This is a genomic window from Ochrobactrum sp. XJ1 (assembly GCF_024701725.1).
GTDB classification, from domain to species: domain Bacteria; phylum Pseudomonadota; class Alphaproteobacteria; order Rhizobiales; family Rhizobiaceae; genus Brucella; species Brucella anthropi.
In genome coordinates, this window is sequence record NZ_VDGD01000009.1 from 141,392 (window position 1) to 166,202 (window position 24,811).

Here is a 24,811-nt window from a genome sequence, read left to right on the forward strand (position 1 = left end):
CCCTCCATAAAACATAAATTCCTAAACCAACAGGTGCAAAGGGGGCAGCTGTGTGGCCACCCAATTGGGCTTGGGATATGCAGACCTTTCACATAAGGCTGTTCTTTCTCGGTCGCAGACGCAAACACACAGTTCAGGCAAGCGCTCGATAATCACGCCAGAAACGAATGGCGGATTGTGGCCTGTTCGGCTCCACTTGCAGAAAGCGAAGGCCGGCCCGGGCCGCGCCTGCGGCGTCGGTCAGCGGGTTGTCGCCAATCATGACGGCGTCTTGTGGAGCGATACAAAGTCGTTCGCATCCCATATGGAACAGCGCTGTTTCCGGCTTGCCGATGACATGGTGGGAAACGTCGCCGACGCAGGCGAAAATCGCAGCGGCAAGTGCTCCTGCTTCGGGGAACAACCCGCCATCCGGTGCGGGGTGGGTGCGGTCGGGGCAGGCGACGTAAAGCTCCGCGCCTGCTTTTACGGCATTCACAGCGTTGTAAAGCCGCTCGAAGGTAAACCTCCTGTCGCGCGCGACGAGAACGGCCTGCGGTCGCTCCGCATCGGGAACGAGGCCTAGCTTCTGCGCATGGCGCCTCAACGCCGTGCTGCCGATAATCAGGATACGCGCGCCGGGTTGACGCCGGGCTATCGTTTCCAGGGCGCATGTGCCCGCGAGAAGAATGCGGTCTGCGGGTATCTTCAGATTCCATTGCCGGAACTTTCGTTCCAGTTGGCTGGGCGTATGCTCGGAATCGTTGGAGACAATCACGAAACGGTTTTGGAGCAGGCCGAGCAGCGTATCCGCTTCGGGAAGCAATTGCCCGCCGCTCATGAGTGTGCCGTCGAGGTCTACGAGATACCCCTTGGCTGCTGAAATTGATGGGTTCAAGGAAAACTCTGCTTTCATGGTGAGATGGGTCGCGCCGGTCAAGCGTGTCGATCGGCGCGCGGCCCGATGAGATAGCATTCAGGACGCGGGCGGAAAGGTGAGGGCGTAGTCGCGCCCGTGAACCTCGTGGCCATCCAGCGGGAACCGCAGCGAAGCGTCCATGAAGAAATCGAGATGCGAAACGACTGCATCTCCGCTGATATCGACAACGGCGTAGGCGGGCGGTTCGTGGCTGCCCGGAACGTCACGGCCATGCCCATCAAGTCGCAACGGCACCTGATGCATCAGGCTCGGCAGGATGGAGAAGGAGATCCCGTGCCAGTTGCCAAAGATCGGGCGGTGAATATGACCCATGAAGATGTGGCGGATGCGTGCGGCATGGGGGGCGAGCACTGCCCACAGGGCGTCGCTGTCCTGCTGGCGCAACGCGTCCATGGAGGAAATGCCGATGAGAAAGGTCGGGTGGTGCATGAAGAGCAGAATGGACTCGTCGCTTTCGGCAAGTGTCTGTTCAAACCAGGCCAGCCGTTCGGCACTGTAGTGGCCGGCATGGGTTCCATCTTCCTTGGTGTCCAGAAAAAGCAGACGGTGACCGTCGATGATCCGGCTTCCCTGCACAAAGCCGTTTCCATCGTTTAGAGCGTCGGGGAACACTTTGCGGAAAGCGGCACGGTCGTCGTGATTGCCCATCATCAGAACGACGGGAATCCTGATGTCGGCGACCAGATCCGCGAGTTCGCGATAGGCGGCTTCCTCGCCCCAGTGGCAGAGGTCGCCGGTCACGATCAGCGCATCGGCGTCAGCGTGGCGCGTGGCTATGCTGGCAAGCGCCGTCTTGAGCCGGGCGCGCGGGTCCAGCCCGTAGAGGCGGGCCGGTGCGGGAACGAGATGCGTATCGGTCAGATGGATGAGTTTCATGGGGCTCTCCTGTTGGCGGCCGGAGCATTTCCGGTAGCTGCCCGTTCGGCGTTCAGGGCCGCCCGGATTGCCGGGCGGCCCTGGGGGTTACTTGCGCGGCAGAAGGGCGCGAACGTCGGCGGCCATGTCGGCCAGAACCTTGTCCGGCTCGTTGGTCCGCGTGCCGTCCATGACGGATTGCAGGCGGTCCTTGATCACGTCGGTGATCTTCAGCCCGTTTTCGCCGGGGAATGCGTACCAGCCGGTGAAATACGGCAGGAGCGAAACGGCGGTGTACTGGTTGGGATTGGCGGCGTAGAAGTCCTTCAGACCTTCGGCGGCCTTGGTGTTCGGTGCCATGTATGCACCGGTGGTCTTGACCATGATTGCGCCACCCTCGGCGCCGCTGACGAATTTCAGGAATTCCCAGGCGGCCTTCTGCTTGTCGGGGTCCTTGGAAAGGATCATGCCGACATTGCCTCCGGCGGGCAGCTTCGACACACCCGGCACCAGACCCGGATAGGTCCAGGTTTTCAGCGCGAATTTTCCGCCCGCCTGCTTCTGCAGCGTGTTCAGGCGCGATGTGCTGGTCAAATACATGCCGATCTTGCCTGCGGAGAAGGAGGCGATCATGTCACTGACCGAGAGATTGGGGGATTGGGTTTCCGTGACCAGGCGGGCCAGGAGGTGGATGGCTTTCCGGCCGGCTTCGCTATCAAAGGCGACGTCGGTTTCGTCGGCCTTCATCAGCGTGCCACCTTCGGCGCGGATCATGGCTTCCCACATCCAGTTTCCTGAAATCGCCCATTCTGTTGCGATACCGTGGACACCGTTGCCAAGCCCGTTGATCTTCCTGGCAAGTGCGATCACCTCGTCCCAGGTCTTGGGCAGATTGTCCGGGTCGCCGCCCGCCTGCTTCACGAGGTCGAGGTTGTAATACATGATCGGCAGTGAGATGGCGAACGGCAGGCCGTAGACCTTGCCATTGGCTTCGCCTGCGGCGAGCATGCCGGCATGATAGCCATCCAGACTGAAGTTCTTTTCCGCCGTGACGTAGCTGTCGAGCGCCACGGCAACCGACTTGTCGGCCAGAACCCGAACGCGGTTCAGGCCTTGAAAGGTCGCGTCCGGGGTAGAGCCGGTGATCGCTTCGCGCAGGACACGCTGTGAGGCGTCCTCATAATCCTTGTAGGCCGAGCGATAGGTGACCTTGATATCCGGATGCGCTGCGGAGAAGGCTTCCGCTTCCGCTTTCATCGTGGCGTCGAACAGTTCGGCGTAGGGATATTGCACGACGATTTCCGTTTCGGCATGCGCTGCCGTTGCGGCGAGCACGAAGGCTGCCGCAGTCATGAGATGTTTCATTTCGGGAGGTCTCCGGTTGGGTTGCGGGAGGAGGGGGGTTATTTCACGCCCGTAAAGCCGATGCCTTCGATGAAGCGGCGCTGGGCGATGAGAAAGAATACGACGAGCGGCAGCACGATGATGGTGGTCGCGGCCATCAGCGGGCCGTAATCGTCGCCAGCCTCGGCGTTGCGGAAGGCAACGATACCGAGCGGCGGGGTGAAGTAGCGGTCATCGGAAACGGCGATCAGCGGCCAGAAATAGTCATTCCAGTGGGCGATGACCGAAAAGATCGCGAAGGCCGAAAGCGCTGGCAGGCTCGCCGGCAGCATCACACGCCAGACGATGGAAAACTCGCCGAGGCCATCCATGCGGGCGGCGTCCAGCAGATCGTCGGGAACGCTCACGAAGAACTGCCGCATCAGGAAGATGCCGAAGGCGGAAATCGTGAAGGGCAGGACAAGCGCCGCGTAACCGCCGAGCAAGCCCGTCATGTGCAGCAACATGAACAAGGGCACGGCAATGGCGTGATAGGGGATGAGCAGGCAGAAGAGCACCAGACCGAAGGCGGCCTTGCGTCCGATGAAGCGCAGTTTGGCAAGCGCATAGGCGGCCGGCATCGCGACGAGCATCTGCAGGAAAAGGACCGAGACCGTGACGACGACCCCGTTCAGGAGGTAACGGGCGACCGGAACGCGCGTCAGCGCCTCGGTGTAATTGGCGATGAAGGCCGTCTGATGGGGCCACCAGCGATAACCCTCGGTGAAGATTTCCGCCGCAGGCTTGATCGAGGTGGTCAGCATCACCGCAAAGGGCATGAGTGCGAAGGCGGCGATGGCAAGCAACATCGCATGGCGGAATAAACCCGCAAGGCTCCAGGAAAGACCGTGTCTCATACAGTTTCCTCCTTGCGGCTCGAGCGGAGAAGACGCAGCAGGCCGGGGCCGGTGATGATGAGGACGAAAACGACACTGAGGGCGGCGGCGTAGCCGGTTCGGAAGAACTCGAACCCCTCGGCGTAGATGGTGTAGAGCAGCACTTCTGTCGCTTTTGCCGGTCCACCCTTGGTCAAGGCATGAACCGTATCGAAAACCTGAAAGGAACGGATTGCCGAGGTAACAAGCACGAAGACGGTGACCGGTCGTAGCAGTGGCCATGTCACCAGTCGGAAGCGGTCGAAGGCGTTCGGTGCCCCGTCGATCTCGGCGGCGTCGTAAAGATCGGCCGGAATGTTGGCGAGGCCGGCCAGAAACAGAACCATGCTGAACCCAAAATTCTGCCAGATGCCGATGAGCGCCAGAACCGGCAGGGCGAGGTTCCGGTCGTTCAGCCAGTTTTGTGGTGAAAGGCCGAGAAACCGCATGATGTGGTTGGCAATTCCGAACCCCGGATGCAGCATGAACTCCCAAACGATCGCCATGCCGATCAGGCTTGCCATGACGGGCAGAAAGAAGACCGTGCGATAGAAGGTGCGCAACGACTGGCGTGCATTGACCAGAAGTGCGGCAGAAAGGCCGAGTGCGGCCGAGCCCGGCACGACGATCATGGCGTAAAGCAGCGTATTGCCAAGCGAGCGGCGGAACACCGGATCATCGGCAAGCTGACGGAAGTTTGCGAGGCCGATCATTTCAACGGTCGATGCGCCAAGCTGGTAATCCGTGAACGCCAGCAGGAAGACCGCGACCAGTGGTCCGAGCAGGAACACCATCATCAGCACCGCCGCCGGGGTCATGAAAAGCCAGGCGATGGAAAGTCGACCGTTCATGCCGCGCCCCCCGGCAGAAAGACGGGTTTACGGCGGCGAAGATCGACACTGAAGACATGGAAGTGCCGCGCATCGACGTCGATGCCGATGGTCTCGCCGATACCGGGACGTGGCGTTTCCGGTTGCAGTCGGATTGTCAGCGTCCGGGCGTCCGTCGTCTCGGCCTGAACGAATATCTCCGAGCCCAGGTTTTCCAGATGTCGAACCCGGCCCGCGAACATGCCGGCGCCGGGCGCCGTGAGGCGGGCTGCTTCTGGCCGGAAGGCGAGATGTACGGGTTCGCCCGTCGAACATGCTTCACCATTGCGATCCATCCCGACAAAACGCCCGTCGATTTCATGACCTTCGACCGTGTTGATAACGGGGCTTCCGATGAACTGGGCGACGCGCAGGTCCTGCGGCTTGCTGTAGATTTCGTCCGGGCTGCCGACCTGTAGCAGGCGACCCTCCATCAGGACGGCAATCCGGTCCGACATGGTCATGGCTTCGGCCTGATCATGCGTGACATAGACGAAGGTGGTCGCAAGTTTGCGATGAAGGGCTGCGATTTCCGCGCGTGCCTGCACGCGCATTTTGGCATCGAGGTTGGAGAGCGGTTCGTCCATGAGGAAGGCGCTCGGCTGCCTGACCATAGCGCGGGCAAGGGCCACGCGCTGACGCTGACCGCCGGAAAGCGCGGCCGGCTTGCGGTTCTTAAGCGGGGCAATCGAAAGGCTCTCACAAATGGCATCGACATCGGATGCAATGGTCTTACGCTGCTGGCGCACGCCGGGCAGTAAGGCCCCGACAAAAGGCAGCCTTTGCAGCGAGCCGAGGCGTCGCATGGTAAGCGGCACAGCGATGTTCTGCTCGACGCTAAGATGGGGATAAAGAGCGTAGGACTGGAACACCATTGCAAGGTCGCGGTCACGTGGCCGCAAATTGTCTACGGCGTTGCCGCCTAGGCGAATATGCCCTTCACTCTGTTGTTCCAGCCCGGATATGATCCGCAGCAAAGTCGATTTTCCGCAGCCGGAAGGTCCGACGAGTGAGATGAACTCGCCATCCGCGATATCGAGATCGATCGATTTAAGGATGTCCGTGGTTCCGAACCGCTTGCCGATCCGTTCAATTTCCAGCCGAGCCATGACGACGCCTTTTCCTGAGTTGGCGTGGTCATATAAAATTCAATTTACATCTATATGACGTGATATAAATTCAATTTATGGGTCGTGAAAATCGTGTCGACGTCTATCAGTCATGCCCAGCTGCGCAGTTTCAATGCCGTTGCCAGCGAGGGCAGCGTTTCCGGTGCGGCCCGCAAGCTCGGCCTCAGTCAGCCGGCTGTAACGGCGCAGATCCGTTCGTTGGAAAGCGAGTTCGGCGTGCTTTTGTTCGAACGGACCGGGCAGGGGGTGCGCATGACACCGCTTGCGGTTCGTCTTTTTGCCGAAACAAGGGCAATTGGCGATATCGAGAATATTGCCCGCGACATTCTTGCCGCGTCCCGGGCGTTGAGCTTTGGCGAACTGAGCGTGATGTGCGGTGCGCCCAACCCGGCCATGCAACTTATTGCCGAGTTCAAGCGAATTTACCCGGGTGTTCGGGTGACGGCGACGTTCGGAGACTGGCATCAGGTCCGCGATGCCTTGATGACCCACCGTTGCGACGCGGCCATCGTGACCGAGGCGCCCACCGACTCCGATCTCTCGTCCGTTCCCTATGTTGGTCAGAAGGTCGTGGCACTCGTTCCGCCCGAGCATGTCTTTGCGCGTCGGGGCACGCCCGTATCGCTCCATGAACTGGTCAATCAGCCGGTCGTCTTTCGCACGGAAACGTCATTGACGCAGGAGGCTGTCAACGCTGCGCTGAAAGCCTGCGGTTTAATCCTCGATCCGGTTATCCGGCTGGGCGCACGCGAGGCGCTTTATGAAGCGGTTACGCAAGGGCTCGGGATCGGATTCATGTTCGAGCAGGCGGTGACTCGCAGCGATGGGCCTGTACGTCTGCCAATCGTCGAGATGCCACAGATTTACATGGAACACGTCACATGCCTCAGTCGGAACATGCGCCGGCGAGAGGTCGCGGCGCTTATGCGGCTGGCGAAGGAAATCGCGGCTACGTGAAAAACCGCAGGTTGTCTTGCAGGGTTTTACGTGAATGGCCCGAGTCTCATCGACATCCTTGGTGAACACAAATGTTCGAAAGCATGTCGCAGTGGAGCCGGCGTTGGTCACGCTTGGGGCAACGTAAAATCACTTCAAAGCAGCCGCGCCGCCCTTCCGCTGCACCGCGTCGCATTGTTGTAGTAGCTCGACGCCTGTTGCACCGAGCGGTGTCGCGACTGCTCCATGGCTTCGGGCAGGGGGACGCCGCGATTGGCGGCCTCTGTCAGATAGCTCGACCGCAGCCCATGCGCCGAGAATTCTGCTGGCTCCAGCCCGGCCATCTCCGCCCGCTGCTTCAGGATCGCGTTGATGGATTGCGGGTCAAGCGTCCGCTCAGAAATCATGCTGGCGGCAATGGAAACGATAATCCGATTTTTCACGGCGTCCTCCTGTGTTCCTGATGATGACAGGATGGGGCCCGCAGTTTTCGCCGGAATGTTCCGGCTGTTTGAAAATGTAGCGTTTTGTTGCGCCTCAGGTGGACGTGAAGCGGGGCAGGACCAATTCCACCAGACCACCCTGCTGACCATTTCCAAGCCTGACCGAGCCGCCCTGCGCCTCGATCAGCGTGCGGGCAACGGCCAGCCCCAGCCCCGCGCCACCGGTCGCGCGGGCGCGCGGGGGCTCTGCGCGCACGAAGGGCTCCAGCAGCAGTTCGCCATCCCGTACCGAAAAGCCCGGCCCCTCATCGGCAATCAGCACATGCAGCGTGCGGCTGTCCACCATGAGGGAAACGCGTGCGCTGCGGCCGTATTTCACGGCATTGTCTACGATATTGCCGATGACGCGCCGCAGTGCCAGGCGATCGCCGATCATCCAGGCCTCCCCATCCGGGGTAAAGGGCTCCAGCACCACCGGCTGGCCGGCGCGGCGGAAATCGGCCACCTCACCGCGCAGGAATTCGGCCAAATCCAGCATTTCCTCTTCCAGAGCGCCCACGCCGGCGCGGGAAGTCAGAAGCGCGTTGTCGAGCAGGTCGATCATGTCGGTGATATCGGCAGTCGCGCGCTCGCGCTCGGCGGCATCGGGCAATTGCTCGAGACGAAGCCGCAGGCGGGTAGCGAAGCTGCGCACATCGTGCTGGATGCCGCCGATCAGCGCCATGCGTGAGCGGGTCATGACGCGAAGGCGGCTTTGCAGACGCTCGAAAGCGCGCATCAACGCCCGGATTTCCGGTGTCGTGGCGCGGATCGTGGGCAGGGGAACCGGTTCACCGGAGGGGTCGATGGCGTCCACGGCCGCGGCAAGCCGGGTCAGCGGCTGGATTTCCCGGTGCAGCAGAAAGAAGGCTATGGCCGCAAACAATGTGCCGACGAGGCCGGCCCCCATGCCGGCTGGCAGGCCGTAAAAGGTGACGATAAATGGGGTGCGCGCTTCGGCAAGAAGCACCTGACCGTCGGCGAGCGTTACCTGAAAGGATAGCGGTCGGGCGGCGCGCTGGAAAAGGCGGGGCCGGGTGATGGTTTCGGGCACTTCAAGAAGCCGGATCGACAGCAACCGGGCGCCGAGCAATTCGCGGTAGGTCGCGAAACCGCTTTCGTCACGCATCTCGGCAGCGCCGGCCGGTGGGGCGGGAGCCGCCAGAAGCGAGAGGGAGAGCATGGAGGACTGGAGCGCGTCCAGCGCTAGCGGACGCTGGGCCGGTGCCGTCGCGTCGATCAGGGTGACGATGGCCTTCAACTGTTCGGCCGGCAGGCGGGTTGCCGTGTGCGAAAGATCGTTCGTCCAGTAGAACAATGCAATCATCGCCACCCACAGCGCCAGAAGAACGCTTGCACCGATGGCGGTGACGCGTGCGGCAAGCCCGAACCCCATCTAGGACACCTGCCGCACAGGCACGGTGAGAAGATACGCGTGCCTATGACGTCTTTGTCGATTGCTTCAACAAGGGGCTGCTGATCCGCGTCACTGGCGATATCATCGCGCTCTCGCCGCCACTCATTGTCGAGCGCGAGCAGATCGGCACGATCGTCTCGATCATCGGCGACGCGCTGAAGCGCACCGCCTGATCCGCGCTCTGGGCGGTCTTTCAGGCCGCCCGATCACCGAAATAATCAGACAGTTTACAAGTTTTGGGAGGAGGGCAACCCAAAGCAGGAGAATGCTTTATGCCGCTTATGAAATTTCATGTCCTCAAGGGTCGCACGCAGGAAGAGATCAAACTTTTTCTCGACACGGCTCATCATTCGATGGTCCGGTCTTTCAAAGTCCCGGAGCGCGACCGCTACCAGATTCTGACCGAGCACGAAGCCTCACACCTGCAGGCGCTCGACACCGGCCTCGACATTCCCCGCACCGAAAAGTTCGTCCTGTTGGAAGTCGTCTCGCGCCCTCGGTATTGAGAGGCGAAACTGGCATTCTACGAAAATCTCTGCGCAGACTTGAAAGACGAGTGTGGGATAGAATCAAGCGATGTGATGATTTCGTTTATCCAAAACACGGATGACGACTGGTCGACTGGTCGTTCGGCCTCGGTCGCGCTCAATTCGTTGCCGGTGATCTCTAAATAACATCAAACAAGGGCTGTTAGGGGCGGAGCTGCCTTGCGCTCTTCACTATCGGATTTCGGTCGCCTCGCAGAAATGCGGGTGCGGTCGAGATGCATTTACAAACCTTCAAAATTCCTTTCAGATAAGATAAATATAAGTCAAAGGCATTTTGAGGTGAGACTAATGATGGATGAAATGACCGATATTGTCGATGTCGGTATTGGCTACTGGCAGCAGGAGCGGCCGGAGATCGACTGCAGCGGAAAAGCTGTCACGGGGCGAATTCTTCATTTCAGTGAAATGCTGATGTCGGCGATGAACGCCAATCTCGCAAAATTCGGGATCAAATATTCCACCTATGCCATCATCGCGACCCTGCGCTGCGTCGGAGCACCCTACAGGATGTCGCCCACGCAGTTGCAGAACACGCTGTTAATCACCTCCGGCGGGGTCTCGAACCTGATCCGCAAGGTCGAGGCACAGGGGTTCATTCGTCGCCTGGTAGATCCGCACGACGGACGTGGGACGATCGTCGAGCTTACCGACGAAGGCTATGTTTTGAGCGAAAGCACCATGCCGGCGCATGCCGGTCTCGAGTCACATATGGTGCGGATGTTTTCTAAGGATGAGCTCGATCTTCTAACGAACCTCCTGCGGCGGATGATGGTGATTAATAGTATGCCGCAGGTCCCTGTCGATCGGCCTGCCCAACCAGAAATGCAACAAAGTTGAGCGTTAAGCTGGCGTGAGAGCCTTGCTGCATTCTCGATAGGCGATTGCCTTTATATTCTACATCAAATGCAAAATCTTTCAGCTATCTTTCGCGAAAGATAATATTGCCTTTTGTAAATTATTGTTGTTCCATGTCGCTCAGCAGCAGACATCAACAAGGGGAACATCAATGAATTCCAGATTGCTTGCGCTTACCCTTTCCGCCTCCATTTTTGCGACGACCGCTTCCGCTGAAGATATCGTGGTCGGCGCCTTCGGCGGCAGCTTCGCCAAGTCGGCGGATGCCTGCCATATCCAGCCCTTCGCGAAAGCAACGGGAAATACGGTGACGGTCCAGCAGGGCAACTCCTCGCAGTTCGCTTCAATGATCCGCGCAACCGGCGGGCAGTCAGATTTCGACGCCGTTTACATCGACGATTCGTTTGCAACCCAGCTCGCTGCCGAAGGTCTGCTGGAAAAGGTCGACGTGACCAAGCTGGCCAATGGCGCGCAGCTCGCCCGGGGCGCTGTCGGCGAGGGCGGATACTTCGTCCAGTATCAGTGGAGCGCGACGCTGATCGCCTACAATCCGAAGGTCGTCAAGGAAGCGCCGACCTCCTGGGCCGATCTGTTCAAACCGGAATTCAAGGGTAAGGTGGCGCTGCCCGATATTGCTGGCACATCCGGTGTGCATTTCCTTATCGCCATGAACCGTCTGCGCGGTGGCGATCTGACCAATCTCGACAAGGGTTTTGAGGCGGTCAAGGAGCTGAAGCCGAGTGCTGTTGCCTTCTACACCCAACCTGACCAGATCATCTCGATGTTCGAACGCGGTGAAGCGGTGATTGCTCCCTTCTATCCGGACCGTGCGACGATCGCCGCCGACAATGGCGCACCGATGGCCATTGCCTATCCGAAGGAAGGCGCGATCGGCATCAAAGTGACGATGGTCATTCCGAAGGGTGGCAAGCACCCGGAAGCGGCGCTCAAATACATCGACACCGTCATTTCGGCCGATGCGCAGAAGTGCTTTGCCGAGAAAATGTATGCCGGCCCCGTCAACACGACCGTCACGCTCAACGAAAAGACCGCGTCCGTCGTGCCGCCGGACATGTACGGCAAACTCTACTTCCCGTCGCCGTCCGTTATCGCCAAGGATGTCGCGTCCTGGCGCCAGCGCTGGCAGCGTGAAGTCACGCGCTGATCTTCTCCCCCGAAATCGAATTCAAGCAAGGACGGCCCCATCGTGTCAGGTCTTTCTCTCCGCGCCCTTGTCAAGCGTTACAATCAGACGCCCATCGTCAACGACATTTCGCTCGACGTAAAGGAAGGCGAGTTCGTTTCGCTGCTCGGCCCCTCGGGTTGTGGCAAGACGACAATCCTGAGAATGGTGGCCGGCCTACTTGAGCCGACATCCGGGGAAATCTCCATAGGCGGCCGCGACGTGACGCGGCTGCCGACCAATAAGCGCAATATCGGCCTGGTCTTCCAGTCCTATGCGCTGTTTCCGCACATGACGGTTTTCGAAAACGTTGCTTTCGGCCTTCGCCGCCAGAACGTTCGCGGATCCGAACTTTCGACACGGGTCAACGATGCTTTGGCACGCGTGCGCTTGGACAAGCATGCGGATCGCTATCCGCGCCAGCTCTCGGGTGGCCAGCAGCAGCGCGTCGCACTTGCGAGATCAATCGCGCCGCGACCGGGCATTCTATTGTTTGACGAACCGCTGTCGAACCTTGATGCCATGCTGCGCGACGAAATGCAGATCGAACTCAAGCGTTTGCAGCGCGAACTCAATATGACGAGCCTGTTCGTCACTCATGACCAACATGAGGCGATGTCGCTCTCCGACCGCATCTGCTTGCTCGCGTCTGGCGACATCCAGCAATATGGCACGCCAGAAGAGATCTACTTCTCGCCGGCCAACGGCTTCGTCGCCGGCTTCATCGGCAGCCCGAACAAGCTGAGCGGAACCGTGGCACGCATCGAGGGCAAGGCCGGATCCGTGGCGCTTGCCGAGGGCGCCGAGCTGAAGGCCGACAAAGTCAGCTTCCTCGCGGGCAAGCCCGTGAGCGTAGTCATCCGCCAGGAAGATGTCGTTCTCAATCCGTCGGACACGGCGACAGCCGGTCACGCGGTTGCAGGCCGCATCGTGCTCAAGATCTTTTCCGGTGCTTCGATCCAGTATCTGGTCAATGTCGGCGGCGATGCGGAATTGCTGGCCAAGGTGCCATCAACGGGACCTCTTGCGGGCCTTGAGGTCGGCGACGAAGTCAAGCTGGCGGTCGATCCGGCAAAGGTTTTCGTTTCTCCCCATGAAGGGGCTGCCGAATGACTCTGTTTGCCAAGAACAAATCCGGCGTGGTCCTGATCTCGCCGCCGCTCGCATTGCTTCTCGTCGGTTTCGTCGTGCCGACGATCCTGATGTTCGTGATGAGCCTGCGGTCCTATACGTCGATGCAGGGGCTGGGCACCGAGTGGACACTCGCCAATTATGCGGTCGTCCTGACCGATGGCTATTATCTGGAAATCATCGGGCGCACGCTGGCGCTCGGCGCGGTCGTCACCGTCACCTGCCTGCTGATCGGCTTCCCGCTGGCATTGTTCATCGTGCGTTCGAGCCCGAAAATGCAGACGGCGACATTGCTGCTGGTCATCTTTCCGCTGCTGCTCAACATCGTCGTGCGCTCCTATGGCTGGATGATCCTGCTGGCGCCGCGCGGGCTGGTCAATGACAGCCTGATACAGCTCGGCCTCGTCACCGAGCCGCTCGATCTTATGTACAATTTGACCGGCGTGATCATCGGCCTGACGCAGATTTACCTGCCCTTCATGGTGCTGCTGCTCGTGCCGGCTCTGCAGAACATTCCGGCCGATGTCGAGGCCGCGGCACAGACCCTGCTTGCCAGCCGCCCGCAAGTGTTCTTCTCGATCACCATTCCGCTGGCGCTGCCCGGCATCATCACCGGCTCGATCCTGGTCTTCGTCCTGGCCATCAGCGCGCTGGTCACCCCGCGCATGCTGGGCGGGCCGACCTACGCGGTGATGGCGACGCAGATCTATGACGAGTTCATGACCAATCTCAACTGGCCGGCCGGAGCAGCGCTCGCCTTCGTGCTGACCTTCATCGCGCTGTTCCTCATCTGGGGCGCCAATCGGGTTGCCGCCAACTGGACGAAAGGATTCCCGGCATGATGGCAAGAAATCCCTCGGTGCTGCTGACTGCATTCGCCGTTCTCGTCCTGCTCTTTCTCAACGCCCCGACGCTGGTCATCGCGCTTGCGTCTTTCAACAGCACGGCGCTGTTGACGATCCCGCCGCAAGGCTGGACGCTCGACTGGTTCGCTGCCGTCCTCAACGACGCAGGTTACCTGCGGGCTATCGGCACCAGCCTTCTGCTGGCATCGCTCGCCACCGTCGTGTCGCTCGTACTCGGCGTCGCCGCAAGCTATGCGCTGCATCACCGGATGGTGCCAGGTCGCGATGCGATCATCTCGCTGCTGATGGCGCCGCTGGTCTTTCCGGCCGTCGTCATCGGCGTGGCGCTGCTGCAATATGTCAGCATGATCGGCTTCCGTGGCTCCTTTACCGTGCTGGTCCTGGCCCATGCGATCATCACGCTGCCCTATGTGGTGCGTTCGGCACTGGCGAGCCTTTCAGGCCTCAACCCGCAGATCGAGGAAGCGGCCCGCGTTCTCGGCTCCAGCGGCTTCACGGCCTTCCGCCTCGTAACGCTGCCGATCCTCAAGCCCGGCCTCGTCGCCGGCGGCATCTTCTCCTTCGTCACCTCGCTCGACAACGTGCCGGTGACGATCTTCCTGATCTCGCCGCGTCAGACGACGTTGCCGGTCAAGATCTTCGCGGCCGTCGAGCAGGGCGTCGATCCCTCGATCGCGGCAGCCTCCACGCTGATGATCGTCGGCACCGCACTCATCCTCATGCTGGCCCAGCGCTGGGTCAACTTCACCCGGTTTTTCTAAAGACCTATTGCGACCGACCGAATTCAAGGAGACTTCAATGGCGTATACGAGCAAGGGCTTCCCCCTGATGCTAACCTTCGATCTCGATTGCGAGACGATGTGGACGGCTCGCGATCCGGAAGCTACGAAACGTCCGATCCTGATGTCGCAGGGCGCCTATGGCTGGAAGGTCGGCGTCTGGCGGGTGATGGACGTGCTGCGGAAATTCGGCGTGAAATCGACCTTCTTCGTGCCCGGCCAGGTGGTCGAGGCCCATCAGGAAGTGATTGATGCATTGCTGAAGGACGGTCACGAGATCGCCCATCACAGCCATACCCATCGCTGGATCGTCAACCTGTCGCCCGAGGAAGAGCTTGAGGAGATGGAAAAGGGCTACCAGGCAATCCTGAAGGCCACCGGCAAGGCGCCGCGCGGCTGGCGTTCGCCGGCCGCCGAGGTGACCGACTACACGATGGACCTGATGCTTCAGTACAAGTTCGACTATTCCTCGAACTTCTTCGATAATGATGCGCCCTACATGCTGAAGATCCGCGGCAAGGAGACGAATATCGTCGAATTGCCATTCCGCTACATCCTGACGGATTCGCCCTTCTTCCAGTTCTCGAAAATCCTGCCGGGCCGCACGATCACCAATCCGAAGGACGTGCTCGACATCTGGTCCTGGGAATTCGATACACTCTATGCAGAGGACCGGATGATGGTGCTCGCCTGCCATCCGGAATTCATCGGCCAGCCCTCGGGCGCCAAGCTGCTGACCAAGTTCCTCGAATATGTCACCGGCCATTCCGGCCTTTGGATCGACCGCTGCGATGCCATCAGTGACGACATGCGCGTGCTGCTCCAATCGGAGAAGGTGGCATGACGACTGACGTTTCAGGCCTGCGGTTCATCGTCGTCGGCGGCGCGGCCGGGATCGGGCTCGCCACTGCACAACTGCTTACCTCACGCGGTGCCAAGGTTGCGATCATTGATCGCAACGAAGCGGCTGGCGTCTCGTCCGAGGGCGTTGTCGCATCACTCAAAGGCGATCTCCTCGATCACGCGGGCTTTGACGCGGCATTTGCCAGTGCCGTCGCGGCACTTGGTGGTTTGGATGGGCTGATCAACTGCGCCGGCATCGACCTGCTGAAGCCTGTCGAGACAATGTCCGACACCGAATGGGCCCGCATCCTCGCCGTCAATCTGACCGGCCCGATGCGCACTTGTCAGTCGGCGCTGCCATATCTCAAGCAGTCCCCTGTCGGTGCCATCGTGAACCTGTCTTCCGGTGCCGGTCTGATGCCGCTTGCCGACCGCACCGCCTATTGCACCGCCAAGGCTGGCTTGGTGATGATGAGCAAGACGCTCGCCATGGAATGGGCGCCGTACGGCATTCGCGTCAATGCCATATGCCCCGGCGCTGTCGATACGCCGCTTTTTCGCACCAGCTACGAGAATGCGCCGGACCCGGCCGCACGGCTTGAGCAGATCAAGACCCGCTACGCCCTGAAGCGTATCGCCGATCCGGCCGAACTGGCCGAAGCGATTGTTTTTCTCGCCTCTCCGGCCGCCAGCTACATCACCGGCGTGGCGCTTGCCGTCGATGGTGGACGAACCTTTCACTAAAGGACACTGAACTATGATGCGTTTCAAGGACAAGGTTGCCGTCGTCACCGGCGGCGCCCACGGGATCGGCTTGGCCACTGCCAAGCGCCTCATCGCCGAAGGTGCCCGTGTTGCGGTGCTGGATCTCGATCGTGTTGAGGGCGCCGACGACATGGAAGGCCTCCTGTCGGTCGCCGGCGACTGCACCGACACGGCCTGCCTTCAGGCATTCTTCGATCAGGTCGAGCGCGAGCTGGGCGAGATCGACATTCTCTTTAACAATGTCGGGCAGGGCGGCCGCGAGCGCGCCAGCCTGTTCGTTGATTCCACCGAAGACGTCTGGCGTTTCGTCATGGAGATCAACGTGATGACGACGATGCGCAGCAGCCGCATCATGGCGCCGAAGATGCAGGCGCGCGGCAAGGGCCGTATCATCAACATGTCCAGCAACGCGGCGCTCGCTGGCGATCTGCGGCTCGCGGATTATGCGGCCGCCAAGATGGGGGTTGTTGGGTTTACCCGAGCACTGGCGCGCGAAATGGCGCCGCATGGCGTCACGGTCAATGCCGTCTGCCCCGGTGCTATCAAGACGCGCGCCCATGACAAGATCCCGGCGGAAACGCTGAACGCTCTGCTCGATGCCACTCCGGTCGGGTTCGTCGCCGAGCCGGATGAGGTTGCCGGTCTCGTCGCCTATATCGCGAGCGACGAAGCTCGTTTTCTAACCGGCCAGACGATCGCCCTCAATGGCGGTCACAGCTTCCTTTAATTGAGCGATCCCTCAGGAGTAGCCGATGTCTGCAATTCATGATCTGTCCGCCGTCGAGCTGGCCTCGGCCATTCACAACAAGACTGTCTCGCCTGTCGAAGCCGTCCAGGCTGCCCTCGATCGCATCGAGGCCGGCAGCGCGCTGAACGCCTTCGTCACGGTGACGGGCGAGCAAGCGCTAGCGCAGGCAAAGATCGCAGAGGACATGGTCATGTCCGGCGCCGAACTCGGCCCGCTGCACGGCGTTCCCTATTCGGCCAAGGACATGATCAACACCGCCGGTGTGCGCACCACCAACGGTTCGAAGATCTTTGCCGATTTCGTTCCGAAAGACGATGCGGTGTCGATTGCCCGCAGCAAGAAGGCCGGCGCCATCTTGATCGGGAAGACCACGACCCCTGAGTTCGGCCACAAGCCATCGGCCACCTCACCGGTCAGTGGCCGCACCCTGCATCCCACGCATCCGGACGTGACGCCGGGTGCATCCAGCAGCGGCGCTGCTGTCGCCGTTGCAGCCAAAATGGGGCCGCTTGCTCTTGGCACCGACGGTGGTGGTTCGATCCGCATCCCTGCCGCGTGCTGCGGCATTGTTGGCCTCAAGGCGACGCTTGGGACAATCCCGCACCTGCAGCTCCCCGACATGTTCGGCGCCAACTCCTATGTCGGCCCGATGGCACGTAACGTCGCCGACACTGCGCTTCTGTTCGAGGCGATCGCCGGCTTCGATAGCCGCGATCCCTACGGCCAGGCGGAGATGCCGATGCAGAAGAGCGTTTCGTCGTTGAAGGGCCTAAAGGTTGGTTGGCTGCCGACCGGCGGCGCGCATGTGGAAGGGCAGGTCGCATCGATTACCCGTTCCGCCGTTGATGCGATGGCGGATGCCGGCGCCGTGGTGGAAGAGATCGACATCGATTTCAAGGCGATGGAACCAGCCTTCATGACGGTTCTAAGCGTCGGCCTTGCCGCACGCGTTGGCCTCCATCTGGAAAAATTCCGAGACGTCATGGACGAGACCCTGATCGACCGGATCGAGCAGGGGCGGCGGCGCAGCGCGATCGAGGTTGCGGATGCGAGTTTTGCCAGAACTGCTTTCTTCAGAAAGCTGCAGGATGCGTTGTCGACTTACGATGTCATCGTTTCGCCGGTCCTGACGGCGCCGCCCCTGCCGATCACCGTCGATACCCACGGCGAGATCGAGATCGATGGCCGACCGGCTGGAACGGTACGTGGCGCCTGGTATCCCTTCACCTTCCCGCTCAACCTGACCGGCCATCCGGCTATATCGATGCCCTGCGGCAGGACAGCGGACGGACTTCCGGTCGGTCTGCAGATCATGTCAGGCTGGTACCAGGAACGTCTTCTGCTGAAGGTTGCGGCCCTGACCGAGGCCTTGCTGCCGTCCACGCATTGAGATCGGACGGTCGCTTGGAATACCGCTCGCACAGTAACCCGTTCATCAGCCGCGGAACCTGGGAGTTTCGCCGCGTTGCCATCTCCATGGTCGCGGCGGGATTCTCGACATTTGCCCTGATGAACTGTGTCCAGCCCCTGATGCCGGTCTTCTCGCAGGCATATGGCATCACGGCTGCGGATGCAGCCTTGTCGCTGTCCGTCAATATTGCGGTGCTTGCGATCTGCATGCCGGTGACGAGCGCCTTTTCCGAGGTGGTCGGTCGCAAGTCGGTGATGGTTGTCTCGCTATTTCTCTCCGGTTTGCTGATCTTGGCGTCGGCCTATGAGACCAACTGGTCGACGTTTCTGATCTATCGTGCGCTGCAGGGCGTAGCGATGAGCGGCGTGCCGGCAGTTGCCATGGCCTATCTCAGCGAGGAAATTGATCCAAAGCAGGCAGGTTATGCGATCGGGCTGTATGTCAGCGGCGCGGCCATCGGCGGCATGATCGGCCGGGTCATGACCGGTATCGTGCTCGACTATAGCGACTGGCATGTCGCGGTCCTGTCTATCGGCATAGCCGGAATGATCACGGCCGCGGCCTTCACGGTGCTTCTACCGGCGTCACGTCACTTCGTTCGGCAAGGCGTGGATCCCGTGCGGATCCTATCGAATTACGCCGCCCATCTACGTAACCCTGCGCAGCGACGTCTCTACGTCACAGGCTTCCTACTGATGGGCGGGCTGATCACGGTCTACAATAACCTTGGCTATCGCCTGCTGGCCGAGCCCTTTACTCTCAGCCAAACCATCGTCAGTCTTCTCTTCAGCATTTACATCGCTGGCATCGTCAGCTCGCCGATGGCTGGCGCGATGGCCGATCGCTTCGGACGCCGCAAGGTACTTTTGATATCGCTCGGTGTCACAGTTGCGGGCGCTCTGGCGATGCTCTTCGACTGGCTGCCGCTCGTGCTTGGCGGGCTAGTGGTCTTTACGATCGGCTTTTTCGCCTCGCACGCGGTGGCAAGTGGCTGGGTTGGCCGGGAGGCAACGCAGGCGAGGGCTCAGGCCTCGTCGCTCTATCTCTTCAGCTATTACATGGGTGGCGCGATCATAAGCTGGTTCGGCGGCCTCGTGTGGGACTATGCCCGTTGGCCGGGAATAACGGCTCTCCTCGCCCTGTGCCTGGTGATTTGTCTCTGGCTGGCGTCAATCAGATCGCAAGCGGGTTCGACTTAACTTCAACCCGAGTTTCATTATCACTTTAACGGAGGCGCATCATGGCCCATGAACTGAAAACTTCCGGCGTGACGCCGGCCCTTCTGCGCAACAGCGCGCTGGACAGCGAAGAAATTCGAGAAGCGCGACTTGATCTGGCCGCTTCGTTCCGCATGGCGGCCAAGCTCGGCTTGCAGGAGGGGATCTGCAACCATTTTTCTGCCGTCGTTCCCGGCCATAGCGACCTGTTCCTTGTCAATCCTTATGGTTGGGCATTTGCGGAAATCACCGCTTCGCAGCTGCTGATCTGCGACTACGACGGTAATGTCGTGGCAGGCGAGGGCAAGCCGGAAGCGACGGCCTTCTTCATCCACGCACAGCTTCACAAGGCCCTGCCGCGCGCGACGGCCGCATTCCATACGCATATGCCGAATGCGACGGCGCTTTCCATGCTGGAAGGCGAGCCCTTCATCTGGGCCGGGCAGACGTCGCTGAAATTCTACGGGCGCACGGCCGTCGACGAGAATTACAACGGGCTGGCGCTGGACAATGCAGAGGGTGAACGCATCGCCAACACGATCGGCGATGCCGACATCGTCTTCATGAAGAACCACGGCGTCATGGTGCTCGGCCCGACGATCGCCGAGGCCTTCGATGACTTATACTATCTCGAGCGCGCCGCCGAGGTGCAGGTCAAGGCGATGGCCACCGGTCGTCCGCTCAAGCCGATCCCGCATGACATCGCGCAGAAGGCCTATCTCGAAATGCGGGAAGGCGATCCCGAAAGTGCGCGCCTCCATCTCGAAAGCGTGCGGCGGCAGTTGATGAGGAGCGAGCCCGACTTCGCGAATTGAGACGATAGCGAACGCACAAGTTCCGATACCACAAAGCCTATACCCATCGGCGCCTCGGAAACCATCGTTTCCGAGGCGTTATTCTGTGCATTGTACGTCGCCGAAATCGGCGGTGCACTGGTCGATGCACAGGATGATGGCCAGCCGCTGGATAACGTCATCGCGAGCGGGTCAGGGTGGGGCGGCTTCAAAACCCTTGTTGCAATGGCAACCAGACTCACCGCCACCATGGCGGACGATCCTCTCAATCATGTGCTCGACGGCTATCATCGCTTCCGCCGATACGCTCCGCGCATGTTGCGCCTGCTCGATCTGCGGGCTGCGCCCGTCGCGCTCCCGCTTCTCGAAGCGGTGATGGCCTTGCGCACCGGTTTGAACGATGCCGCGCAGACCGGCTTCCTGCAGCCGAGCTCGAAATGGCATCGCCATCTTCGGGCCCAGGCGGCTGGTGACGCCCGCCTATGGGGGATCGCGGTGCTGTTCCATCTGCGCGATGCGTTCCGATCCGGAGATATCTGGCTGGCCAGATCCCGGCGCTATGGCGACCTGAAGCATGCGCTCGTTCCGGCGCAAGCTGTCGCTGAAGGCGGTCGTCTCGATGTGCCACTGCGGCCGGAGGAATGGCTGGCGGATCGGCAAGGCCGGCTCGATAGCCGGCTGCGCGAGCTGGGGCGTGCAGCGCGCATGGGTACGATACCCGGCGGGTCGATCAAAAACGGCGTTCTGCATATCGAGAAGCTAGAAGCTACCGCGCCTGAAGGCGCCGGGAACCTGGTGCTCGACCTCTACCAGCAGATTCCGCCCACGCGGATCACCAACCTCCTGCTGGAGGTAGATGCAGCGACCGGCTTCACCGAAGCGTTCACGCATCTGCGTGTCATTACCGGAGCAATACTCCCCAATAGTGCCGTTTGAATCTTCCCCAGGTGCTGCGGTTGCCGGTCTTCCGGGGCGCGCCCCGGAAGACCGGCGGCTCGTCATCGCCAATACTCCTTCCGATGGTCGGAAGGGGGGACATTGGTGATCAAGCTGAGGGAGACGATCATGATCCTGGATCTGCATCAGCAGGGCCTGACAGTGTCAGCCATTTCCAGAGAAACTGGTATCGATCGCAAGACGGTGCGCAAATATATCGAGCGGGGCCTCGAGGCTCCGGCCTACGGTCCCAGAAAGCCACGGGCAACGGTTATCGATCCATTCGCTTCATACCTGCGGGAGCGGGTGAAGACCTATCCCGGCCTCACTGGCAGTCGGTTGCTCCGAGAACTCCGGGACCGAGGTTATGCCGGCGGCTACACTGCGGTCACGGATTTTCTCCGCGATGTACGGCCTCCGGCTAGCCAGGGTTTCGAAGTCCGTTTCGAGACACCGCCTGGCGAACAAGCTCAGGTCGATTTCGCCCAGTTCCATGTCGTCTTCACCGACGAGCCGATGACGCCAAGGATCGTCTGGTTATTCTCGATGGTGTTGGGTCACAGCCGCTTCATCTGGGCGCGTTTCGTCATGCATCAGAACCTGCCGAGCGTCCTGCGTTGCCACATCGCCGCATTCGAGGCGATTGGTGGTGCGCCGCGGGAGGTGCTTTACGATCGGATGAAGACCGCCGTCATCGGCGAAGGTCAGACAGAGGGCATCATCTACAACCGTGCTCTCATCGATCTGGCCCGCCACTATGGGTTCCATCCCAAGGCATGCAAAGCCTACCGAGCCAAGACAAAGGGCAAGGTCGAGCGGCCGTTTCGGTATATTCGCGAAGACTTCTTCCTCGCCCGTTCGTTTCGCAATCTCGACGACATGAACACCCAGCTCCGGCACTGGCTCGACACCGTTGCCAATCCAAGGAAGCACGCGACGACGCAGCGGGTCGTCAACGAGGCCTTCGCCGAGGAGCGGCGGTATCTGCGGCCGCTACCCCTGGCACCCTTCAAATCCGTTCTCAAGCTGGAGCGCCGCGTATCGCGAGAGGGCATGGTCAGCGTCGGTGGCAATACCTACAGCGTTCCGGATGCGACCCGCAGTCGGGCGGTGGAGGTCCATTCGCTTGCCGACGAGGTCCGCATCTTCGAGAACGGCACCCTGATCGCCGCTCATCCGGTCCTCGAGGGCCGTAAACAACGCCGGGTTCATCCTGACCACCGACGAGCACTCACACCGCAACACTGGCCACGAACACAAAGCGAAGCCATTGTCGTCAAACCCGCCGGCGACACCGTGCTGCAGCGGTCGCTCGCCTTCTATGATGCCGTCGGCAAGGTCCTGGCAAAGGAGAACCGCCCGTGAGCGCGGCCCTCGATGCCATCCCGTCCATGATCGACCGTATTCGGCATGATCTCGTCGGCCTGAAGATGCCGCGCGCACTGGAAGCGCTCGACCACGTTGTCCGACGCCTCGAACACGGCGAGCTGTCTGCCCTCGAAGCGATCGATATCCTCCTTTCCGAGGAACTGACGCTGCGCGAGAACAGCCGGATCAAGACGGCGCTGCGAATGGGCAGACTCGCGACGATCAAGACACTCGCTGGCTTCGACTTTACCTTCCAGCCTTCGCTCGACCGCGATCGCATCTTTACCCTGGCGCAGCTCGGCTTCGTCGGCCGTCACGAGGCTGTCCATTTCCTCGGCCCACCTGGAACAGGTAAAAGTCATCTCGCCACCGCACTCGGCGTCGAAGCCGTCAAGGCTGGTAAGAGCGTCTACTTCACAACACTTGCCGACCTCATCGGTTCGCTGGCTCGTTCCGAACGCGAAGGCAGGCTTCAGGAGCGCATTCGCTTCTTCTGCAGGCCGAGTCTGCTGATCGTCGACGAGATCGGATACCTCCCTGTCGTCCAGGGCGGCGGCAATCTGTTCTTCCAGCTCGTCAATGCCCGCTATGAACGCGGCGCCATGATCCTGACGTCAAACCGCGGCTTCGCTGAATGGGGCGATGTATTCGGCGATCCGGTCGTCGCAACGGCGCTGCTCGACAGACTGCTTCACCATGCCGTCGTTGTGCAGATCGAAGGTTCCAGCTATCGGCTACGCCAGCATGCCGAACTCATGCCGGAGCATGTCCGCTCCAAAGCCCTCATAGCTCCGCCCGCATTCGCGCCGCCACAAAAGCCACGCGGTCGGCCGCCGAAAAATCCGCAATTCTCCTTGGCGTCCACATCGGCATAAATGGGGAATTTTACTTCGGCACTTCTGGGGAAAATTCACGCGGCATTGACAATCTGCGCACCGGAGCGCCCTGCGCCGACCGGATCGGGCTGATGAACGTCATCCTTGCCGAAGGGGTCAACCTCGGCCTGCGCAAGATGGCCGATGCGACGAACACGCACACCTTCTGGGAATTGATCCGCATTGCCAGATGGCATGTCGAAGGCGAAGCCTACGATCGGGAGCTGGCCATAGTGGTCGAGGCGCAGGCGGCGCTACCCATGGCCCAGCTCTGAGGCATGGGCACCTCGGCTTCGAGCGACGGCCAATTCTTCGCCGCCACAGAGCAAGGTGAGGCCATGAACCTGGTCAACGCGAAATACGGCAATACCCCGGGCCTGAAAGCCTATAGCCACGTCTCGGACCAATACGCGCCGTTCGCGACCCAGGTGATTCCCGCGACCGCGAGCGAAGCTCCCTATATCCTCGACGGCCTACTCATGAACGATGTCGGCCGCCATATCCGCGAGCAGTTCGCCGATACGGGCGGCTTCACAGATCACGTCTTTGCCGCGTGCGCCATTCTCGGCTACCGGTTCGCGCCGCAATCCGCGACCTGCCGTCCAAGCGACTCTATGCGTTCAATCCATCGGCCGCCCGGCCCACTTACGGGCCATGATCGGCGGAAAAATCAATCAGGCCATGATCGAGCGCAACTGGCCTGATATCCTGCGCATCGCCGCCACCATTGCGGCCGGAAGCATCGCGCCCAGCCAGATTCTGCGAAAGCTCGCCTCCTATCCGCAGCAAAACGAACTGGCCACAGCTCTCCGGGAAGTCGGCCGCGTCGAGCGGACGCTGTTCATGATCGACTGGATTCTGGATGCCGATCTGCAACGCCGCGCGCAGATAGGACTCAACAAGGGTGAAGCCCATCACGCGCTGAAACGTGCCATCAGCTTCCACCGGCGCGGCGAAATCCGCGACCGCTCCGCCGAAGGCCAGCATTACCGGATCGCCGGTATGAACCTGCTCGCCGCCATCATCATCTTCTGGAACACGGTGAAGCTGGGCGACGTCGTTGCCAGTCAGAAACGCGATGGAAAGCTGCTATCGCCCGATCTCCTGGCCCATGTCTCGCCGCTGGGATGGGAGCACATCAATCTCACCGGCGAATATAGGTGGCCAAAGCCTTAGCGTAGGATTCCGCCCCTCCCGCAAACGACCCCTTGTTGTCGCGATAGACCCACCAGTCGCCCTGATAGTTTCTGGCGAGGAAGGAGAAGAGGAACACGACCTGGCCGACGTTCATCTCCTTCGCGACCGTCAGGATAATCCCGACTCCCTGCCGTTCAGCGTTGAATTTCGATCCCATGTTCTTGTTCGACACGCTGATATAGACGCCATCGGCGCCAGCCGTCGCAGCCTGGATGGCGTCGATATTCTGCAAGTCACCCTTCACCAGTCGCACATCCGAGGGCAGCATTGCGGCTGCATCATCCGGGTCTAGCACAAGAGTCGTGACGTTGTAGCCGGCGCGAACCAGTTCCTGTGTGACGGGCTTGCCCAGCATGCCCGTGGCGCCGAAGACCGTTATATTCTTCATGTTCCTGTTCCTCCTTGCATACCGTTGTTGGGAGGTAATTG

At 60.7% G+C, this 24,811-nt stretch carries 23 protein-coding genes and 4 pseudogenes; 18 read left to right on the top strand and 9 right to left on the bottom strand.

The annotated features are described in order from the left end of the window. Nucleotides 1–133: 133 nt before the first annotated feature. The 6 genes from FG152_RS17595 to FG152_RS17620 all read right to left on the bottom strand — a co-directional run bounded on the left by FG152_RS17595 (nucleotide 134) and on the right by FG152_RS17620 (nucleotide 6,010). Nucleotides 134–877, bottom strand: a complete 744-nt coding sequence (locus tag FG152_RS17595; protein WP_498987526.1) for an HAD-IIA family hydrolase — start codon at nucleotides 875–877, stop codon at nucleotides 134–136. A gap of 78 nt (nucleotides 878–955) precedes the next feature. Further along, entirely contained in the window at nucleotides 956–1,795 is an 840-nt protein-coding gene (locus FG152_RS17600) for a phosphodiesterase (RefSeq protein ID WP_498987529.1), read from the bottom strand. A gap of 87 nt (nucleotides 1,796–1,882) precedes the next feature. Then, nucleotides 1,883–3,139 (bottom strand): ABC transporter substrate-binding protein, encoded by a 1,257-nt coding sequence (locus FG152_RS17605; protein ID WP_498987530.1) that lies wholly within the window; start codon nucleotides 3,137–3,139, stop codon nucleotides 1,883–1,885. A gap of 38 nt (nucleotides 3,140–3,177) precedes the next feature. After that, the gene (locus tag FG152_RS17610) at nucleotides 3,178–4,014 is read right to left on the bottom strand and encodes a carbohydrate ABC transporter permease (RefSeq protein WP_498987533.1); all 837 of its coding nucleotides are present in this window, start codon (nucleotides 4,012–4,014) and stop codon (nucleotides 3,178–3,180) included. Then, the gene (locus FG152_RS17615) at nucleotides 4,011–4,883 is read right to left on the bottom strand and encodes a carbohydrate ABC transporter permease (RefSeq protein WP_498987536.1); all 873 of its coding nucleotides are present in this window, start codon (nucleotides 4,881–4,883) and stop codon (nucleotides 4,011–4,013) included. The genes FG152_RS17610 and FG152_RS17615 overlap by 4 nt, the downstream gene beginning before the upstream one ends. Continuing rightward, nucleotides 4,880–6,010: an ABC transporter ATP-binding protein gene (locus FG152_RS17620; RefSeq protein ID WP_498987538.1), complete on the bottom strand. Its 1,131-nt coding sequence runs from the start codon at nucleotides 6,008–6,010 to the stop codon at nucleotides 4,880–4,882. Before FG152_RS17620 ends, FG152_RS17615 begins: the two co-directional genes overlap by 4 nt. Nucleotides 6,011–6,103: 93 nt before the next feature. On the opposite strand from FG152_RS17620, the gene FG152_RS17625 reads away from it, so the two are divergent. After that, the gene (locus tag FG152_RS17625) at nucleotides 6,104–6,988 is read left to right on the top strand and encodes a LysR substrate-binding domain-containing protein (RefSeq protein WP_498987541.1); all 885 of its coding nucleotides are present in this window, start codon (nucleotides 6,104–6,106) and stop codon (nucleotides 6,986–6,988) included. 134 nt (nucleotides 6,989–7,122) lie between these two features. Here the strand turns inward: FG152_RS17625 and FG152_RS17630 are convergent, their stop codons facing one another. Together FG152_RS17630 and FG152_RS17635 are read right to left on the bottom strand one after the other, a co-directional pair. Beyond that, the gene (locus tag FG152_RS17630) at nucleotides 7,123–7,560 is read right to left on the bottom strand and encodes a tyrosine-type recombinase/integrase (protein ID WP_498987861.1); all 438 of its coding nucleotides are present in this window, start codon (nucleotides 7,558–7,560) and stop codon (nucleotides 7,123–7,125) included. Then, complete coding sequence (locus FG152_RS17635) at nucleotides 7,505–8,845, bottom strand: sensor histidine kinase (protein WP_498987543.1); 1,341 nt, start codon at nucleotides 8,843–8,845, stop codon at nucleotides 7,505–7,507. Before FG152_RS17635 ends, FG152_RS17630 begins: the two co-directional genes overlap by 56 nt. A 38-nt stretch (nucleotides 8,846–8,883) precedes the next feature. On the opposite strand from FG152_RS17635, the pseudogene FG152_RS17640 reads away from it, so the two are divergent. The 17 genes and pseudogenes from FG152_RS17640 to FG152_RS17720 all read left to right on the top strand — a co-directional run. Beyond that, nucleotides 8,884–9,039, top strand: a pseudogene (locus tag FG152_RS17640) (aspartate aminotransferase family protein); the annotation flags it as partial. A gap of 99 nt (nucleotides 9,040–9,138) precedes the next feature. Further along, nucleotides 9,139–9,536: pseudogene (locus tag FG152_RS17645) on the top strand (tautomerase family protein). A 166-nt stretch (nucleotides 9,537–9,702) separates the two neighbouring features. Continuing rightward, entirely contained in the window at nucleotides 9,703–10,251 is a 549-nt protein-coding gene (locus FG152_RS17650; RefSeq protein ID WP_498987544.1) for a MarR family winged helix-turn-helix transcriptional regulator, read from the top strand. A gap of 169 nt (nucleotides 10,252–10,420) precedes the next feature. Further along, nucleotides 10,421–11,434, top strand: coding sequence for an ABC transporter substrate-binding protein (locus tag FG152_RS17655; RefSeq protein WP_498987546.1), 1,014 nt, complete (start codon nucleotides 10,421–10,423; stop codon nucleotides 11,432–11,434). A gap of 42 nt (nucleotides 11,435–11,476) precedes the next feature. Beyond that, nucleotides 11,477–12,565, top strand: a complete 1,089-nt coding sequence (locus FG152_RS17660) for an ABC transporter ATP-binding protein (protein ID WP_498987548.1) — start codon at nucleotides 11,477–11,479, stop codon at nucleotides 12,563–12,565. Next, nucleotides 12,562–13,425 carry an ABC transporter permease gene (locus tag FG152_RS17665; protein WP_498987551.1) on the top strand — a complete coding sequence of 288 codons (864 nt, stop codon included), beginning with the start codon at nucleotides 12,562–12,564 and terminating at the stop codon, nucleotides 13,423–13,425. The genes FG152_RS17660 and FG152_RS17665 overlap by 4 nt, the downstream gene beginning before the upstream one ends. Continuing rightward, nucleotides 13,422–14,210 (top strand): ABC transporter permease, encoded by a 789-nt coding sequence (locus tag FG152_RS17670; RefSeq protein ID WP_498987554.1) that lies wholly within the window; start codon nucleotides 13,422–13,424, stop codon nucleotides 14,208–14,210. Before FG152_RS17665 ends, FG152_RS17670 begins: the two co-directional genes overlap by 4 nt. 37 nt (nucleotides 14,211–14,247) lie before the next feature. After that, nucleotides 14,248–15,072 (top strand): polysaccharide deacetylase family protein, encoded by an 825-nt coding sequence (locus tag FG152_RS17675; RefSeq protein WP_498987557.1) that lies wholly within the window; start codon nucleotides 14,248–14,250, stop codon nucleotides 15,070–15,072. Continuing rightward, the gene (locus tag FG152_RS17680) at nucleotides 15,069–15,815 is read left to right on the top strand and encodes an SDR family NAD(P)-dependent oxidoreductase (RefSeq protein ID WP_498987559.1); all 747 of its coding nucleotides are present in this window, start codon (nucleotides 15,069–15,071) and stop codon (nucleotides 15,813–15,815) included. Before FG152_RS17675 ends, FG152_RS17680 begins: the two co-directional genes overlap by 4 nt. A 13-nt stretch (nucleotides 15,816–15,828) precedes the next feature. Further along, nucleotides 15,829–16,563 carry an SDR family NAD(P)-dependent oxidoreductase gene (locus FG152_RS17685; RefSeq protein WP_498987562.1) on the top strand — a complete coding sequence of 245 codons (735 nt, stop codon included), beginning with the start codon at nucleotides 15,829–15,831 and terminating at the stop codon, nucleotides 16,561–16,563. A gap of 25 nt (nucleotides 16,564–16,588) precedes the next feature. Continuing rightward, complete coding sequence (locus FG152_RS17690) at nucleotides 16,589–17,974, top strand: amidase (protein WP_498987564.1); 1,386 nt, start codon at nucleotides 16,589–16,591, stop codon at nucleotides 17,972–17,974. A gap of 86 nt (nucleotides 17,975–18,060) precedes the next feature. Then, on the top strand, nucleotides 18,061–19,194 hold the full coding sequence (locus FG152_RS17695; RefSeq protein WP_498987864.1) for an MFS transporter: 1,134 nt from the start codon (nucleotides 18,061–18,063) through the stop codon (nucleotides 19,192–19,194). Nucleotides 19,195–19,235: 41 nt separating this feature from the next. Further along, on the top strand, nucleotides 19,236–20,027 hold the full coding sequence (locus tag FG152_RS17700) for an aldolase (protein WP_498987567.1): 792 nt from the start codon (nucleotides 19,236–19,238) through the stop codon (nucleotides 20,025–20,027). Nucleotides 20,028–20,126: 99 nt separating this feature from the next. Next, nucleotides 20,127–20,918: pseudogene (locus FG152_RS17705) on the top strand (Tn3 family transposase); the annotation flags it as partial. A 129-nt stretch (nucleotides 20,919–21,047) separates the two neighbouring features. Next, the gene (gene istA, locus FG152_RS17710) at nucleotides 21,048–22,307 is read left to right on the top strand and encodes an IS21 family transposase (protein ID WP_498987867.1); all 1,260 of its coding nucleotides are present in this window, start codon (nucleotides 21,048–21,050) and stop codon (nucleotides 22,305–22,307) included. After that, nucleotides 22,304–23,185: an IS21-like element ISRel3 family helper ATPase IstB gene (gene istB, locus FG152_RS17715; protein ID WP_498987570.1), complete on the top strand. Its 882-nt coding sequence runs from the start codon at nucleotides 22,304–22,306 to the stop codon at nucleotides 23,183–23,185. The genes istA and istB overlap by 4 nt, the downstream gene beginning before the upstream one ends. A gap of 50 nt (nucleotides 23,186–23,235) precedes the next feature. After that, nucleotides 23,236–24,361: pseudogene (locus FG152_RS17720) on the top strand (Tn3 family transposase); the annotation flags it as partial. On the opposite strand, the gene FG152_RS17725 reads toward FG152_RS17720, so the two are convergent. Beyond that, on the bottom strand, nucleotides 24,330–24,770 hold the full coding sequence (locus FG152_RS17725; protein WP_498987572.1) for an SDR family oxidoreductase: 441 nt from the start codon (nucleotides 24,768–24,770) through the stop codon (nucleotides 24,330–24,332). The pseudogene FG152_RS17720 and the gene FG152_RS17725 sit on opposite strands and share 32 nt — an antisense overlap. Between the last annotated feature and the right edge of the window lie 41 nt (nucleotides 24,771–24,811).